Annotated in this window: 17 protein-coding genes; 7 read left to right on the plus strand and 10 right to left on the minus strand. The window is 40.8% G+C overall.

Translation table 11 applies throughout. The features are described from left to right. Positions 1-31 precede the first annotated feature (31 nt). On the plus strand, positions 32-1,135 hold the full coding sequence (locus BMY70_RS29915; RefSeq protein ID WP_090342122.1) for a lactonase family protein: 1,104 nt from the start codon (positions 32-34) through the stop codon (positions 1,133-1,135). An 85-nt stretch (positions 1,136-1,220) separates the two neighbouring features. Here the strand turns inward: BMY70_RS29915 and BMY70_RS29920 are convergent, their stop codons facing one another. Beyond that, entirely contained in the window at positions 1,221-2,630 is a 1,410-nt protein-coding gene (locus BMY70_RS29920) for a TlpA family protein disulfide reductase (protein WP_090342124.1), read from the minus strand. A 103-nt stretch (positions 2,631-2,733) separates the two neighbouring features. Here BMY70_RS29920 and BMY70_RS29925 point away from each other — a divergent pair, with 103 nt between their 5' ends. Beyond that, complete coding sequence (locus BMY70_RS29925) at positions 2,734-3,504, plus strand: YdcF family protein (RefSeq protein ID WP_090342127.1); 771 nt, start codon at positions 2,734-2,736, stop codon at positions 3,502-3,504. Between the two features lie 95 nt (positions 3,505-3,599). Here BMY70_RS29925 and pfkA read toward each other — a convergent pair whose 3' ends face one another. Then, complete coding sequence (gene pfkA, locus BMY70_RS29930) at positions 3,600-4,574, minus strand: 6-phosphofructokinase (RefSeq protein ID WP_090342129.1); 975 nt, start codon at positions 4,572-4,574, stop codon at positions 3,600-3,602. A gap of 318 nt (positions 4,575-4,892) precedes the next feature. Between pfkA and BMY70_RS29935 the strand changes: the two genes are divergently transcribed. Further along, entirely contained in the window at positions 4,893-7,370 is a 2,478-nt protein-coding gene (locus BMY70_RS29935) for a hypothetical protein (protein ID WP_090342132.1), read from the plus strand. Between the two features lie 67 nt (positions 7,371-7,437). Here the strand turns inward: BMY70_RS29935 and BMY70_RS29940 are convergent, their stop codons facing one another. The 3 genes from BMY70_RS29940 to BMY70_RS29950 form a co-directional block, all read right to left on the minus strand. Continuing rightward, positions 7,438-8,007: a Uma2 family endonuclease gene (locus tag BMY70_RS29940; protein WP_090342136.1), complete on the minus strand. Its 570-nt coding sequence runs from the start codon at positions 8,005-8,007 to the stop codon at positions 7,438-7,440. Positions 8,008-8,061: 54 nt separating this feature from the next. After that, positions 8,062-8,919: a prephenate dehydrogenase gene (locus BMY70_RS29945; protein WP_090342344.1), complete on the minus strand. Its 858-nt coding sequence runs from the start codon at positions 8,917-8,919 to the stop codon at positions 8,062-8,064. A 64-nt stretch (positions 8,920-8,983) separates the two neighbouring features. Next, positions 8,984-10,141: a pyridoxal phosphate-dependent aminotransferase gene (locus tag BMY70_RS29950; RefSeq protein ID WP_090342141.1), complete on the minus strand. Its 1,158-nt coding sequence runs from the start codon at positions 10,139-10,141 to the stop codon at positions 8,984-8,986. Between the two features lie 329 nt (positions 10,142-10,470). Here BMY70_RS29950 and modA point away from each other — a divergent pair, with 329 nt between their 5' ends. From modA to BMY70_RS29970, 4 genes are all read left to right on the plus strand, one after another. Continuing rightward, a complete protein-coding gene (gene modA / locus BMY70_RS29955; protein ID WP_090342145.1) occupies positions 10,471-11,223 on the plus strand; it encodes a molybdate ABC transporter substrate-binding protein in 753 nt (250 codons plus the stop codon). A 59-nt stretch (positions 11,224-11,282) separates the two neighbouring features. After that, positions 11,283-11,957, plus strand: a complete 675-nt coding sequence (gene modB, locus BMY70_RS29960; RefSeq protein ID WP_090342150.1) for a molybdate ABC transporter permease subunit — start codon at positions 11,283-11,285, stop codon at positions 11,955-11,957. Beyond that, positions 11,938-12,828: an ABC transporter ATP-binding protein gene (locus tag BMY70_RS29965; protein ID WP_229209828.1), complete on the plus strand. Its 891-nt coding sequence runs from the start codon at positions 11,938-11,940 to the stop codon at positions 12,826-12,828. The genes modB and BMY70_RS29965 overlap by 20 nt, the downstream gene beginning before the upstream one ends. Positions 12,829-12,920: 92 nt before the next feature. After that, the gene (locus tag BMY70_RS29970) at positions 12,921-13,598 is read left to right on the plus strand and encodes an SGNH/GDSL hydrolase family protein (protein WP_090342153.1); all 678 of its coding nucleotides are present in this window, start codon (positions 12,921-12,923) and stop codon (positions 13,596-13,598) included. A gap of 78 nt (positions 13,599-13,676) precedes the next feature. On the opposite strand, the gene BMY70_RS29975 is transcribed toward BMY70_RS29970, so the two are convergent. The 5 genes from BMY70_RS29975 to BMY70_RS31745 all read right to left on the minus strand — a co-directional run bounded on the left by BMY70_RS29975 (position 13,677) and on the right by BMY70_RS31745 (position 16,921). Then, positions 13,677-14,576 carry a nucleotidyltransferase family protein gene (locus tag BMY70_RS29975; RefSeq protein ID WP_090342157.1) on the minus strand — a complete coding sequence of 300 codons (900 nt, stop codon included), beginning with the start codon at positions 14,574-14,576 and terminating at the stop codon, positions 13,677-13,679. Between the two features lie 242 nt (positions 14,577-14,818). Continuing rightward, entirely contained in the window at positions 14,819-15,145 is a 327-nt protein-coding gene (locus BMY70_RS29980) for a HesB/IscA family protein (RefSeq protein ID WP_090342161.1), read from the minus strand. Between the two features lie 114 nt (positions 15,146-15,259). Next, positions 15,260-16,198: a homoserine kinase gene (locus BMY70_RS29985; RefSeq protein WP_090342165.1), complete on the minus strand. Its 939-nt coding sequence runs from the start codon at positions 16,196-16,198 to the stop codon at positions 15,260-15,262. Between the two features lie 19 nt (positions 16,199-16,217). After that, positions 16,218-16,586, minus strand: a complete 369-nt coding sequence (locus BMY70_RS29990; RefSeq protein ID WP_090342168.1) for a HEPN domain-containing protein — start codon at positions 16,584-16,586, stop codon at positions 16,218-16,220. Beyond that, on the minus strand, positions 16,583-16,921 hold the full coding sequence (locus tag BMY70_RS31745) for a nucleotidyltransferase domain-containing protein (protein WP_090342172.1): 339 nt from the start codon (positions 16,919-16,921) through the stop codon (positions 16,583-16,585). Before BMY70_RS31745 ends, BMY70_RS29990 begins: the two co-directional genes overlap by 4 nt. Positions 16,922-16,934 lie beyond the last annotated feature (13 nt).

Here is a 16,934-nt window from a genome sequence, read left to right on the forward strand (position 1 = left end):
GATTATTCCATAAAATCAAAACTACACTCTCATGAGAAAACTAATAAGTTTGATATTTGTCCTCGCTCTGGGTTTATCAGCCTTTTCGTTTAAAGATAAAACGGTTCTGTTCTATATTGGTTCACAGGACAAATCTGAAAATGCTGCAATTTCACTGGCCGAACTCGATTTGGCGACCGGACAGATCGTGCTGAAAGAATCTTTTAAAACGGCACCAGCACCCGGTTATGTAAGTATTTCTCCAAGTAAAAAAAACTTATACGCAGTTACCGGTGATAATAAGATCTCCGCATATGCCATCGGAACAGATCACAAATTAACGTATTTGAACAGCCAGTCTTCCGAAGGTATGAACCCTTGCCATGTTTCGGTAGATCCGTCCGGGAAAATGGCTTTTGCCTCTAACTATACAGGTGGAAGTTTTACGGCTTATACACTAGCAGCCGATGGGAAAGTAAATCCACCAACTTTTTCGCAACAATTCACCGGAAAAGGCCCTAACGAAAAACGTCAGGAAAAAGCACACGCGCATTTTTCGGCGGCGTCACCAAACGGAAAATACGTTTATACAGTGGATCTGGGGACGGATCATGTGATGAATTATGTAGTTAATACGCAAACAGGTGAGTTAAAACCGAATCCCGCACAAGCTGCATTTGAAGCAAAACCTGGCGCCGGACCAAGACATTTTGTGATTACTCCGTCAGGAAAAAATATGTTTATCCTCAATGAACTAGACCTGACCGTGACGGCCTGTTCCATCAATGATGTCGGCGTGATCACAGCGATCGCAAGTTATCCGACTATTCCGGCAGATTTCAAAGACCCAAGTACCAGTTCTGCCATTCGCTTACATCCAAATGGAAAATTTGTTTACACTTCAAACCGCGGTCATAACAGTATCAGCGCTTTTCAGATCAAAGCTGATGGGACGTTACAAAAAGTGGATGAACAGACACAGGCAATCAAAACGCCACGTGATTTCAATATCGACCCGACGGGCAAATATATGATCGTAGCGAATCAGGATAAGGATAATCTTGTTGTTTATGAAGTGAATGCTAAAACGGGGAAACTAACTTTTAAACACGAGAGCATATCGGCAAAACTGCCAATTTGCGTAGCATTTTTATAAAATCATTTCAGATTCAATCTGGAACTAACAAAAACGCCGCAAAAGCTATCTTTTGCGGCGTTTTTGTTTGCTAAAATCTAGAATACTATTTGGCAGAAGCCAGTTGTTTTTTCTTGTAATAATTCAGGAAATCATCCAGCTGTTCAACTGGCATTTTACGTGCGATAATCTTTTTGTTTTTATCCAAAACATAAATCGTTGGCGTTGTTACCACATCGAACCTTTTATTAAAATCAACCTGATTTAATGGATCAAAACCGTTGATCAGTTCTTCCAGATGGTAGGTTTTAACAAATGATTTCCATTCTTCCTGGTTATGCTCCGTATCAATGGCAATTACTTTCACACCGTCAGCTTTATTTTTATCATAAAAAGATTTCAATACCGGAGATGCCTCCTTGCAATGTCCGCATGTTGCTGCGTAGAAAAACAGAACGGTATAACTGGCGTCAATTGCTTGAAGATTAATCTTTTTCCCCGCCGCATCTGTTACAGGCAAGGGTGGGAAAGTTTTGTTTACCAACACATCTTTAAGCGTGTTGACCTTCTCCGAGATACGTTTTTTAGCATCTTCCGAAATCCCCATATCCCCGGACAAATAATATTTATTCGCCATATGAACCCAAAGCGCCTCAGTTCCTACGGTTTTTGGATTTTCGTATTGGTTGATTATGTAAAAAACTACATACGATTTCACGTCCTTATTCGCTGATGCTTTTGCTACCAGCCAGTCCGTGTCCTTGATTAAGGAATCAGGCGTTTGAACAACCAGATTTTTGATATAGCGATCAATTTTTGCTTCCAGAAAAGGAGTACGCAAGATTCTGTCGTCTGAAAAATCGATTTCGTCCCAATAGTGTCCTTTATAATAATTAAACACCCAAAGTGAATCTGTTTTACCGTTAGCAAGTTTCGGAGCCGCCGGCACCTCAGGCTCGCTGGACATTTTAAATAATTTTATTGTAAAAGAATCTGCGTTCTCTTTAAAAAATTTATCGCGGTAAGTTTTGAAATTATCTTGTGCAGCCTTCATTTTTGCCGGAGTATCAGCCGTTTTATTTTGATTCAGCGCTTCGATTTGCTGAACTCCTTTTTTCAGTTCTTTCTGATAAGCATAAAATAGCTGATTATCTTTAGAGCCTTTCACCTGCATACTTTCAACTAAACTGGCCGTGTCTGTTTCCATGGAAAAGTTGGTTTCCTTTCCCGAATAAACAATCTCGATCCATTTCTGATTGCCCGGAAAAAGCAACAGATAAAGTCCGCCCGGCAAATTTGTTTTGCCTTCAAAGACCATATGACCATTCGCATCCGCTTTTGCAGTATCTTTTGCTACGAACTGTTTGTTGCTGTAACTATAATGGCCAAGGACAAAAGAACTATCCCTGACGCCTTTCAAAGTCGCCTCGATACGGTATCCCTGACCGAAAGAGTACGCCACTAAACTGAGGAGAAACAAAGAAGTCAAAAATGCCGTGTGCGTCGTTTTTTTCATTTGAAATGAGGGGAAATTATGATCTGTATAATTATTAAGCTAAATCGTGACTTGAACACAAAATTAAAATCAAAACGCTTACTTCTACCAGCTTCGTACCCAAATGTTTTTTTTTCTATCCAAAACGATCGATTTCCTCTTGATGCCGCTAAGTATCAGCCTGATTCTTTTACTATATGCACTTGGCACTAAAAAACCAAAACGTAAGAAAAATGCTGTCGTACTGTCTTTTCTGATTCTGTTTTTAATATCCAATTCTTATCTGATCAATAAGGCCTTTGTCTGGTGGGAATATAAACCTGTCAAAATCAGAGAGGTTTCTAAAATGTATGACGCCGGTATTTTGCTTACCGGAGGATTAATAAATATTCCTGGATTGTCTTCCGATCCTGGTCTTGGACTTCATGCAGACCGTTTTTTACAGACTTACGAATTATACAAAGCCGGAAAAATTAAAAAGATAGTTATCACAGGAGCCAGCGGAAAACAATTTACAGATATTGGAAAGGGAGAAGCGCAGCAAGCGGCAAATTTTTTAATACAATGGGGAGTTAATCCGAACGATATTATTTTGGAACAAAGTGCCCGAAACACGAGAGAAAACGCACTTTTCACGGCAAAAATCTTAAATCGGGAATTTCCCAAAGGCAGCTATCTTCTGATAACCTCTGCTTTCCATATGCGCCGGTCGGTTGGCTGTTTTGAAAAAGCAGGAATTAAAACTGATCAGTTCCCCGCCGATTTTTATGGCAATAATTATGATCCGCAGATCAAAGAATATTTTATTCCAAGTCCAGAAGTACTCGGATATTCACAACTTTTATTTAGAGAGCTGGTAGGAATTGTAATCTATAAAATTATGGGTTACTGTTAAAAGTTGCTCGTGATGCAAGTCAGGTAATTGTCATTTATTGTTACCATTCAATGCGTAACAACAAGTGACTATTCCTGACTACAAATTTCTTATAACTAAACGCTCAATATTTTAACCATTCTCAACAAATCATCGCTGATTGGTTTGGGAAGACGGATTGTATCTTCGAACGGTGTATAGACAAGGTCATTGTTTATAATACCTGCCATTACATTTTTCTGTCCGCCGATAAGTCCTTCCAATGCGCCCAAACCTAAACGGCTGGCAAGAATACGGTCATAAGCAGAAGGGGAACCTCCGCGCTGTGTATGTCCCAAAGTTGTTACACGGATATCCGCGTTTTCATCCACCTGAGATTTAATTTTTTCTGCAACTTCCACTGCACTACCTGCTTCATCACCCTCTGCAACAACGATAATCGAAGAAGATTTTGAACGGCTCCATCCTTGTTTCAAAGTTTCAACAACCTCTGACAACGGCGTAAGAACTTCCGGCACCATTACCAACTCAGCACCACCTGCAATACCAGACTGTACAGCGATATAACCTGAATCGCGGCCCATTACTTCAATAAAAAAGATACGGTCGTGAGAACTTGCAGTATCACGGATCCGGTCGATCGCGTCCAAAGCTGTATTTACTGCAGTATCAAAACCAATTGTATAATCTGTTCCATACAAGTCATTATCGATTGTTCCCGGCGCGCCTACGGTAGGAATTCCATATTCATTACCAAAAATCATTGCACCAGTAAACGTTCCGTTTCCACCAATCGCAACCAACCCTTCAATACCATGTTCGTTGAGTTGATCGTACGCTTTTTTACGGCCCTCCGGCGTCATAAATTCTTTACTACGAGCAGATTTAAGTATTGTTCCGCCACGTTGTACAATATTACTCACCGAGTGTGATTCCATTTTATAGACATCTCCGGCAATCATACCACTATATCCTCTGCGGATTCCATACACTTCAATTCCATGGTACACAGCACCGCGCACAACCGCACGGATACAAGCGTTCATTCCGGGTGCATCTCCTCCTGAGGTAAAAACTCCAATTCTTTTCATTTATATATCGGGTTACTACTAATCAATCCTATTTCTGTTGTGATCTAACTTGAAGGCACAATTTCTGCAAATTTATCGGGTATTTTCTGAAATTTTACGTCCTATTTCGGATTTCTATCAAAAAAATACCAAAAACAGATTCAAATTTTACATCCCAAACATATATCAATACTTTTATATTTGCGCTTGTTAACAAAAAATTAACGTACAAGGTTAAATGATCTTTGGGAGTATTGTGAAAGAAAAGTCACATTTGTACGTATTATTGATATTATAACATCATCATTTTTAATACCCTTTCGGTTTACTATTATCAAAATGAAAAATTTATTCTCCTGGCAACGAATCTGGCCGCATCTGGTTGCAGTAGTAGGCTTTATGTTTTTGTCGCTGATGTATGCATTCCCGGTTCTGGAAGGCAAAAAACTGAATCAGCATGACGATGTACAGGCAAAAGCTGCTGCACGTGAAGTAGTTACTTACCACGAAAAAACAGGCGAATGGTCAAACTGGACCAATAGTATGTTTGCCGGAATGCCAGCCTACATGATTGCCGGAGATTATCCAACGAGTATCTCGACAAAAATTGGACAGGCTGTGAATAAGATTTTACCTGCTCCTGCCAATTATTTTCTGATCGGCTGTGTCAGCGCCTATATTCTGTTCCTTGTCGCCGGTGCGGGAATCTGGCTTTCCGCATTGGGAGCTATTTCATTCGGCTTTGCAGCCTGGAATCTTGTGAGTCTGGAAGCGGGGCACGTTTCCAAGATGCTGGCGATTTATTATGCGCCGGGGGTTTTGGCTGGTGTAATTTTGGCTTTCCGGAAAAACTGGCTGGCAGGAGCGGCAGTAACGGCTATTTTTCTGTCTCTTGAACTTTACGCAAACCACGTTCAGATCACTTATTATCTGGGAATCGGAATTATTATTTTGGTAATCATTGAAAGTCTTCCGCTGATCAAAAGCGGTGAGATAAAAAAACTTTCATTTATCATTATCGGTCTGGCATTTTCCGCGGCTGTTGCTGTCGGAACACATACAACACGCTTATGGAATGGATATGATTACAGCAATGAAACCATCCGTGGCAAACCTGAACTGAGTGTTTCGAATGGTGTAAAAACGGATGAAAAACAAAGTGGGTTAGACAAGGAATATGCCTTTTCTTACAGTTATGGAATTGGGGAAACACTTACTTTACTGATACCAAACGCTTATGGCGGTTCTAATGGAGCGTCACTTTCCAATACATCAGAAACTTATAAAGTATTGGTAAACAGAGGCCTTGACGCAGCAACTGCGAGCAGTGTCGTTCAATCCTTGCCATTGTATTGGGGAGATCAACCGATCGTAAGTGGTCCGGTCTACGCGGGTGCGATTATATTCTTCTTGTTTATTTTGGGTTTATTTATCGTGAAAGGGCCGATAAAAAACTGGATTGCAGGCGCAGTTGTACTTTACTTATTCTGGTCGTGGGGTAAAAACTTCGCTACTTTCAATTATCTCTTTTACGATTATTTCCCAATGTTCAACAAGTTCAGAGCAATCACAATGGTTCTGGCACTTGTGCAGCTTTTAATGGTTTTCCTGGCCGTTTTAGCCCTTCATACGTTGGCACAAAAGAAGATCAGCTGGAAAGATTTGCAACGTCCATTGCTGATAAGTCTGGCAATTACAGGTGGGATTTCTCTAATTCTGGCTCTTATGCCAACCTTGTTTTTCAATTTCCAGGGATTAAGCGATCAGCAACTGGCTGAAAACTTTGGACAGCAGGCAAACGATAAAGCTTTCGGGCAGCAAATAGTTAACGCCATCGTTCAGGATCGTGCCGGTTTGATGCGTACCGATGCTTTCCGCAGCTTATTTTTCATTGTTGTAACAGCTGGTTTGATCTGGATGTGGATGAGAGACAAGATTAAAACTGCTCTGCTATATCCAATCTTACTTTTATTGATGATTTTTGATATGTTCGGTATCGACAAAAGGTATCTGAACAATGCTGACTTTGTTAGTAAAAGTGCATCGCAGGCGGCTCTTGCGCCGAGTCCTGCCGATGAAAGAATTATGGCCGATCCGGATCCTGACTATAAAGTTCTGGATGTGTCAAGAAGTACGTTTAACAGTGCTGACGCTTCTTATTACCATAAATCTCTGGGGGGGTACCACGGAGCAAAACTGAGACGTTATCAGGAATTATTTGAGCATCAGATCGCGAAGCAAAATGCGAATCCAGGCATCCTGAATATGCTTAATACGAAGTACATTTTAAGTGTTGATCAGCAGGGGCAGCAGGTTGCTCAGCCAAATCCTGACGCTTTTGGTCATGCCTGGTTTGTTAGCAATTATAAACTGGTGCCAAATGCGGATGCAGAAATGGCGGCACTTGATTCTTTAAAACCGAGAGAAACCGCTGTGATCGATCAGCGTTTTGCCGATAAGTTGACAGGATTAAAACTGGCAACAGATTCTACTGATAAAATCAGTCTGATTACTTATAAGCCGAATGAACTGATCTATGAAAGCAATGCGAAAAATGAAGGCTTAGCGGTATTCTCGGAAATCTACTATAACGTTCGCAATGAATGGAAAGTAACGATCGACGGAAAACCTGCCGACATGATCCGGGCGAATTATGTGCTTCGTGCGCTGCGTGTTCCAGCCGGAAAACATACGATTCAATTCCGATTCGAACCTGTTTCAATCGCTGTCGGAAATAAAATTGATCTGGTAAGTTCGCTGCTTTTGATCGCTCTGGTTGTCGGTGCGGTGGTTGTTGAAGTGAAGAAGAAGAGTTAGACAAAATAGATCATAACAAAAACACCCCGGCAAATAAATTTGCCGGGGTGTTTTTGTTATGTTGTAATCAAAATCTCGTTTCTACAATCAAACCAGGAAGTATATCCTCACCACTCAACTTTACTGGAATATTTACTTTAACTTCAACAGAACCGTCTTGTCTGTAAATGTGGATTTTTTTGTTGATTCGATCGATGAGCCATCCTAAAAGGCAACCATTCAATTGATACTCTCTCATCTTATCATGGAGATCAGAGATATCATCACTTAAAGAACGGACTTCTACAACAAGATCAGGACATATAGGCGCAAATTTTTTACGATCTGCTTCTGTTAAAGCTTCCCATCTACTTTTAGAAATCCAGGAAAGATCAGGAGATCTTACAGCTCCATTTGGCAAGGTAAAACCGGATGAAGAATCGAAAACGTAACCTAACTTAGTTTCCCTATTCCAAAGCCCAAGCTCTAAACCAAATTCAAAATTATAATTCCCCGTATCTGATCCTGTCGGCGCCATAACAATTATATTTCCGTCTTTATCTCGCTCCATGCAAAGCTGCTCATTCGCCTGACAAAGATCGAAGAACATATCCTCAGTAAGACCGGCCACGGGACGTATGATTAACGGAAATTCCATGCGATTACATTTCTAGTGATTACGAAATATAACAAATTTCAGGCATCAGATGGTTTACTTTTTTTCTATACCACTCAAAATCCTGCCGATATCATTTGCTTTCGACATAAAATCCAGACTTGTTGGTAGGTCTTCACTGTCAATGGCAACTTTAAATTTTTTCAGGAATTCGATATAATCTCCAAGTGCTTTTGAAACATTCTGTTTATTCTGGTCAAAAATTGGCGCCCACATTTGCGGAGAGCTTTTTGCCAGACGAACTGTTGAAGAAAACCCGGTACTTGCCATATCAAAAATTGCCTTTTCATCACGTTCCTTTTCAAGCACTGTAAGGCCAAGTGCAAAAGAGCTGATGTGACTTAAATGCGAAACATAGGCCAGGTGAAGGTCATGTTCAACTGGTTTCATGTAATGAATTTTCATACCGATGTCCCGCAGGAAAGTATCGGCCAATGTCAGACAGTCGGTATCACTTTTTTCCTTATCACAAATGATCACGTTTTTTCCCGGCAATAATTCTTTGAACGCAGCACCCGGTCCCGAGTTTTCAGTACCGGCCATAGGATGAACGGCTACGAATTGTGTACGTTTTGGATGCGCATCTGCCACTTTACAAATCAATTCTTTTGTAGAGCCAAAATCCATCAGTGTTCTGCCCTCAGGAATCTGATCCAATATTTTTGGCAAAAGTAAAGTAATAGCATCAACAGGTGTTGCCAGAATATTCAGTTCTGCCACCTGTAACGCTTCTTCCAGCGTCATGATTTCGTCGACGATCCCTTTTGCAAGCGCAATTTTTTGATTGACAACGGATTGGTCAACACCAACAAATTTCATATTCGGGTATTTTTCCCGGAGCGATAATGCGAATGAGCCGCCAAGCAGGCCCACTCCTATAATGCTGATTATCATGTATATTGAAAATTTTCCTGCAAGAAGACTTCTTGCAGGATATGAGATTTTATAAGAATAATAATTAACTTTTGAGACGCTCAACGGCTTCCCAGATTCTTTCTTTTGGCATACAAAGAGAAAGACGGATATAACGCTGCCCTTTTGGTCCAAATATAAATCCGGGTGCGATGAAAACATGCTTTTCTGTCAACAGGTTGTTTACCAGTTTTTCAGCAGACTCGACTGAATCTGGTAGTTTTCCCCATAAAAACATCCCTTCCTGCTTTTTATCCCACGTACAGCCGACAGCATTTAAAAATGCTTCGGATGCTTCCAGACGTCCCTGATATACAGCATTCCTATCGTCATGCCATTCCTGAGAATTTCCAAGCGCAGCAACCGCCGCCTCCTGTAAAGCCCAGAACATTCCGGAATCGACGTTGCTCTTTATTGTCAAAACGGCATCGATGTAAGGTTTCGCACCTGCCAGCCAGCCTAATCGCCAGCCAGCCATGTTGTGTGATTTACTCATCGAATTAAGCTCGATCGCAACATCTTTTGCGCCAGTGACCGACAACAAACTGATCGGTTCTTTTTTGTTCAAAACGAGGCTATATGGATTGTCATGGCAAAGCAATACCTTGTGCTTTTTGGCAAAAGCGACCGCTGCCTCAAATAATTCTTCGGTTGCAGGAGCACCCGTTGGCATATGCGGATAATTAAGCCACATTATTTTGGTCCGCGGCGTGACCAATTCTTCCATCACTTCCCAGTTCGGCTGCCATCCGGACTCTTCCTGTAAGGGATATTCTTTCACCGCTGCACCGACCATCTGGCTGACGGCACGATAAGCAGGATAACCTAATTCGGGAACCAGCACTTCATCTCCCGGATCAAGAAATGTCAGAGAAATATGTGTAATCCCTTCTTTCGATCCAATCAAAGGAAGGATTTCAGAACTTGGATTTAGGGTAACTCCATAGGTCCTTTGATAATATTCTGCAATTGCATTCCGAAAAGATACAGTACCGACATACGGTTGATAACCATGTGCCTGAGGCTTTAAAGCGGCCTCTGAAAGTGCTGTTAGCGTTTGCTCAGAAGGCATCATGTCCGGATTTCCAATCCCAAGATTGATCACGTCATGTCCTTCGGCTACTAATTTTCTTACTTCGGCCAGCTTTACTGAAAAGTAATACTCCGACGTTTGCCGGGTGCGCTGGGCAGTTTCTATTATCATTGTTTAACGCATTAATTATTATTTCCGGCTGTGCCGGTCAAAATGGGACGCAATTTACGATATTTAAATACAATGGATGCAATTAGCAGACAACGATCCAAAACTTTCCAAGCCGAAAGCCCTGAAAGGGCGCTATATCTGAGAATAGGGCAACGCCCTATTAATAACGCCCATCAAATAATATAGTCATTACGGCACCATATTAACATCCGGCATCACAGCCACAGGGCGATGCCCCATGCCAAGATATCGCGCCCTTTCAGGGCTGTGTTGATTTTGGTTTTTTTGATTTTGTGTGTCTATTCATCGTAATGCGTTAAATTAGCGAAATGAACCGGAAACACATTTTTCTTCTGATTTTGATTCTTCTTGGAGGTTGTTCAAAACCTTCGGAAAAAATTATCGTTGCCACGGCGGCCAACGTACAATACGTTATGAAAGAGTTAAAGGCTGAATTTGAAAAAGAATCCGGCAAGGAGATTGAAATTGTAGTCAGTTCTTCCGGAAAACTAACAGCACAAATTCGCGAAGGCGCACCCTTTGACGTATTCGTCTCAGCAGATACCAAATATCCCGGCGAAATTTATAAAAACGGAGGCTCCGATGTGGAACCTAAAATTTACGCTTATGGGACATTAGCTTTATGGTCTCTCACAATTCCTGAAAAGGATTTAAATCTGAGCATCTTAAACTCGGATAAGGTCAAAAAAATAGCACTACCAAATCCAAAACTTGCCCCGTATGGCGACGCAGCAATTCAGGCCTTAACGAAGCAAAATTTATTCGAACCAATAAAAAATAAAATTGTTTACGGAGAAAGCATCGCACAGGCAGCACAGTATATCACGACTGGCAATGTAGAAGCAGGATTTACCGCCCTTTCGGTAATACTGGCGCCGGAAATGAAAGATAAAGGACATTATTCGCTTGTGGATTCAAGCTTATACAATCCAATCGCGCAAGCAGCGTTGCTCCTTCGCCACAGTGAAAATTCTCCAAAAAAAGAAACAAGTCAGAAATTTTACGACTTCCTGTACTCACCAAAGGCAAAAACGATTTTTAAAAAATACGGATATAAGTAAACAAATTCGAAACGGGCGATACATTCTATCATTCACTCATTCTATCAATCAAAATTAATATGGATTGGCAACCACTTTGGCTCACATTCAGGCTGGCAATCATCACGTCGATTATTCTTTTTGTCGTCGCCCTTCCTCTTGCCTATTGGCTGGCTTTTGCAAAGTTTAAGGGGCGGGGTTTGGTTGAGGCGGTAATTGGAATGCCACTGGTTCTTCCACCGTCCGTTTTGGGTTTTTACTTATTGCTCGCATTTAGTCCATCCTACTGGTTTGGCGCCTGGATTGAAAATATTTTAGGTTTGCGGCTCGTATTTTCATTTCCCGGATTGGTCATTGGTTCTGTTATTTACAGCCTGCCTTTTATGGTATATCCGTTACGAGCCGGTTTGCAATCTCTTCCTGCATCTTTGCGAGAAGCTTCTTATACACTGGGAAAAAGTCAGTTTGAAACATTTTACAAAATCCTTTTACCCAATAGCAAATCTGCGATTTTGACTGCGATCGTACTCACATTTGCTCATACAGTTGGCGAATTTGGAGTCGTATTAATGATCGGGGGAAATATCCCGGGTGTAACCAAGGTTGCTTCGGTTGCAATATACAATGAAGTGGAAGCATTAAATTATGCTGGTGCCAACCAATACGCTTTGGTACTTTTTACCGTCACTTTTATTATCTTACTTTTGGTATATTCTATCAACAACCGCTTATTAAGTGTCCGACAAACTTCTTGATATTTCCATCAGGCATTCCTTACAAACAGCCAGCGGAATTCTTCCGATGGATATTGTATTTTCTGCCCCAAAAGGGAGTATCACAGCAATTACCGGACCGTCTGGTGCAGGTAAAACCACATTGTTACGCCAAATTTCGGGATTAATCACTCCGGATTCAGGGAAAATCAGGTTTGGCAATGACGTCTGGTTAAACACTTCTGTCAACTTTTCAATTTCCCCGCAGCACAGGAGTATCGGTTTTGTTTTTCAGGATTATGCTTTATTTCCACACCTGAGTGTGAGAGAAAATCTTCTCTTTGCACTTGACAAAAATTCTGATAAAAAAATTGTAGACGACCTGCTAAATGCCGTTGAGCTCACCCAGCTTTCAGAACGAAAACCTCATCAGCTTTCCGGAGGGCAACAGCAACGTGCCGCACTGGCCCGCGCGCTCGTAAGAAAACCAGATTTAATGTTACTTGACGAACCCCTTGCTGCATTGGATCATCATATGCGGCGGCGCTTGCAGGAATATTTGCTGAATCTTCAACAGGAACACGGTTTTACAATGATTATCGTCACCCATGACCTTGGTGAAATTTTCCGAATGGCACATCAGGTGATTGTTATAGAAAATGGCCAGATTATCAATCAGGGGACGCCGTCAGAGGTCTATTTACCAAAACATCAAACAGACGAGCAACTGGTTTTGTTTGGAGAAGTTTTAACCTGTACTGTTTTTGATAATCATTTATTGGTCACCGCCTTAATTCAGCAAGCTGTCCGGACCATCAAACTTCCCCTTCAATGGCAGCCGGATATGTCGCCCGGACGAGCTTTTGCACTTCGTTATTCGCTTGATATTCCTGAAATCGAATTGATAAAATAATCTCGGATTCTTGTCTGAAATGGAAAATAATATTTCAGGGTAACTTTTATATATCTCTGTCTTTTCCTCTAAAAACTAATCTTTTTAAACTCATGCGAATTATTTTCAGACTTTTACAAATTGCACTTATCGCTTTCCCATTGCTCGCTATGAAGCAGGATAAGCCATTGCGCGTTATATTTTTTGGTGATTCTATTACGCAGGCTGGTGTTGGACCGAAGGGTTATATCACGATGATGACAGAAATGCTGAAAACAAATAATCAAAGTGGTCAGTTTGAGTTGATGGGTGCAGGTATTGGAGGAAATAAGGTTTATGATCTGTATTTGCGTCTGGAAGATGACGTGTTATCCAAAAAACCGGATGTTGTCTTTATATACGTCGGAATTAATGACGTTTGGCACAAAAGTTCGATGGGGACGGGGACTGATCCTGACAAATATGTGAAGTTTTACGAGGCGCTTATCAAAAAAATGAAGGCACAAAATATCCGCGTGATTCTTTGTACGCCGACTGTGATTGGAGAAAGAAATGATAATTCAAATATGCAGGATGGCGATCTTAATCATTATTCAAAACTGATCCGTGACATTGCCGCTAAAAATAACCTTCAGCTTTGTGATCTGAGAAAATATTTCCAGGAATATGAAGTGAAAAACAATCCTGAAAACAAAGAGAAGGAAATTCTGACGACAGACCGCGTTCATCTAAATGAAACAGGAAATAAATTCCTGGCTGAGAAAATGATGGAAGCGTTATTAAAGAAATAAGTTGAACATATTTCCTGAATAGAAGAAGAACAAAAAGTCAAACCTAGCCTTGACTTTTTGTTCTTATAAATAACTACTCTATTCCCAAAGTTTTGCAGGATACTCTCCTGAATCGTGCAGGGATGCAAGCGATGCCTGAACTTTCGGTTTATCTTCCGGATAAGTAACGCCAAACCAATCGGATGAACTGCGGAAAACCCTGCAATCGCCCAGTCCATTTTCAATGATGTAAGTCATCACAGTTGGAATATAAAACTCAGCTTTGGGTGTGTTTAGATTAATACGTGCATACTCCTCGAATAATTCTTTCGTGATTGGGAACATCGAAGGTTTGAAGCCCCAGAAATTCATAGAAACCGGTGTTTCAGGAGCAAGCTCTGTTTTTTCACCTTCTTCTTCAAAATAAATAGTCCCGTCCTCTTCAAAAATTTTGGTCCTTTCAACAACTGAAGCAAGATTCTGATCTTCTCTTTCAATACAAACACCTCTTGAAACCGTGCCGTTTTCTGAAAGTGTTCTTTTTATTTCATAACCAATCATCGCATGCTGCTTGTCATTGGTATCTGTACTCAAAAATTTGGACATGGTTTCAAAAGCACCCAGACCGTAAAAATCATCCGCATTGATTACGGCAAAAGGAGTATCAGTTTGTTCCCATGCGCATAATGTTGCGTGCCCCGTTCCCCAGGGTTTCACACGCTCAACGGCTCCAAGATCTTCCGGCACATAAGACTGCACGCCCTGAATCGCGAAATCGTAGTCAATCTTTCCTTTTAATTTTGGAGCAAATAATGCTTCCGCTTCATCCTTTATTTCCTTACGTACTATAAATACCACCTTGCCAAAACCACTGCGAATTGCATCATATAAAGAGTAATCAATAATGGTTTCTCCATTGGGACCGAATTGGTCAAGTTGTTTAATACCTCCATAACGGCTTCCTATTCCGGCAGCCAAAATTAAAAGAGTTGGTTTCATTTATTAGGTTGAAAATTGAAAGTGGAAAATTGAAAACGGTCCGCTGATACGGTTGGATTTTGTTTCCCGGCTTGGTTTCATACAAATTGAAGCAACCTGATACCGGACAAACGCTTTCCTTCCACAAAAAAACAATAAAATAAGGAAAATATACTACTTCTTCTTTTTTGCTTCGTCACAAAATGAAAAAAAGCGCCGTGATAAGTCACAACGCCTTTACTATTATCCACAAAATCTAAAATTTATACGGCAAAACTTTCGCCACAACCACAAGTACGTGTGGCATTTGGATTAACAAACTGAAATCCTTTACCGTTCAGGCCGTCAGAAAAGTCTAACGTAGTACCTGCCAGATAGAGAATGCTTTTTTTATCGACGATAATCTTAACGCCCTTATCTTCAAAGACCATGTCATTAGGATTGGTATCTGAGTTAAATTCAAGATTGTATGTCAACCCTGAACAACCTCCACCTAAAACACCAACACGGATCTGGTAATCATCCTCGTGCCCATCAGCCTTACGTAATTCTATGATTTTATTCTTCGCAGTATCACTTACAGTAACCATGATCTTTTTATTTAATGCTTATGGATTATGTAACATTTAAAATTACGCAGAAAGTTCAGAAAAAGACAAGTTTAAACGCTGCGGTAATTGTAAAATATTTGTTGTCAATGAAGATTAATTCTTTTCCATAATAAGCGGCCCGCCCTGGTTAATAAGCGAAACATGCGTACTGGATTCAATCCCGGCTTCGGAAAACGTTCTTTTCATCACTTCTCCTACCTTTTTCGCATTTTCAATCCCACGGCTCAAAGCAAACATGGAAGGCCCCGAGCCAGAAATACTGCACCCCAAAGCGCCATGATCCAGAGCTGCCTGTTTTACCTTATTGAATTCGGGAATCAGTATGGAACGAACAGGTTCAATAATCACATCAACCATCGATCGGCTGATCAGATCATAGTCTTCCTTCATAAGCCCAGCAACCAAACCGGCGACATTTCCCATTTGAGAAATGGTATTTTTGAGCGAAACTTCATCCCTAAGAATATACCGGGCATCTTTTGTATTGATCTCAATATCGGGATGAACTAATGTGCAATAAAGATCTTTTGGTACAGGAATAGAGAAAACATCCAAAGGACTATAACTTCTTATGATCACAAAACCACCCAAAAGTGCAGGACCAACATTGTCGGCATGAGCAGAACCGGAAGCTATGCGCTCGCCTTCCATCGCGAATGGCAGAAGTTCTGTTCTTGCAAGCGGGCAGTCAAGAAGTTCATTCATCGCGACAACACCTGCTACGGCACTGGCAGCACTTGATCCCATACCACTTCCCAATGGCATATTTTTATGAAGCGCTACTTCACAGCCAAAATTGGTAATGCCAAGATGTTTCAGCAAATGAATCATCACGCCCGTCACTGCATTTTTTTCAGGATTTCGTGGCAATCTGCCTTCGTCACCAAAAATGTCTTTAATAATAATTCCCGGTTCGTCGCGGCGCCATATTTCAACCACATCACCTGGTTCTTCAATGGCAAAACCGAAAATGTCAAATCCACAGGAAACATTGGCAACTGTGGCCGGGGCAAAAGCTTTTATATAATTCACTTTAAAAAATTATTTTCCTTTAAATAGAGGACAGTTGCTTCGAAAAAAGTCTCGCATCTTCCACAGATTCCTTGGCATCTTCAAACAGCACCTCATCATAGTCATAATCTCCAAACTGTTGCTTTTCAAAGGTTCTTTTAAGTACCAGACCGAGATTGCGAGGCGATATCTGTGTTAGAATAAATTGCTTGTGAAAAGCATTATGTGCACCTGAATGAGATTTTGCAACGAAGCTGATTGTTAAAAGTAGCGCTTGAATACTATGAAACATTGCATAGTATGACCTATTTAATGCTGCATCATAACTTTCCTCTGACAATAGCAACATCGAATCATCCAGACAATCAGATGCTTTTGATATTATATTCGCTATTGAATGGTAACTCATATTACAATACCTTCATTACGAACATTGTGGTATAGTGGAGACCATTCTTGCATAAACTTCGACTTAGACACAGGAATAGCAGAAACCGAAACGGAATATTGAATAGATAGCTCAAACGTTACCGGAGATAGATTACTTATCTCTTTAAAAGTTCGGATTTCATCATCATTTAGTATAACCAGATAATCTACATCTGAGTCTATCCGTTCTTCTCCTCTTGCGTATGATCCGTATAGAATTACTTTATCTAGCCTTTCGCCATGTAATTTATCAACATGAGTTATGAAATCCTCAGTTAACCTGGCTACCGATTCCGGAATCTTTCTATTGCTCATAGTTCAAATGGCT

The organism is Dyadobacter koreensis, from assembly GCF_900108855.1.
GTDB lineage: Bacteria > Bacteroidota > Bacteroidia > Cytophagales > Spirosomataceae > Dyadobacter > Dyadobacter koreensis.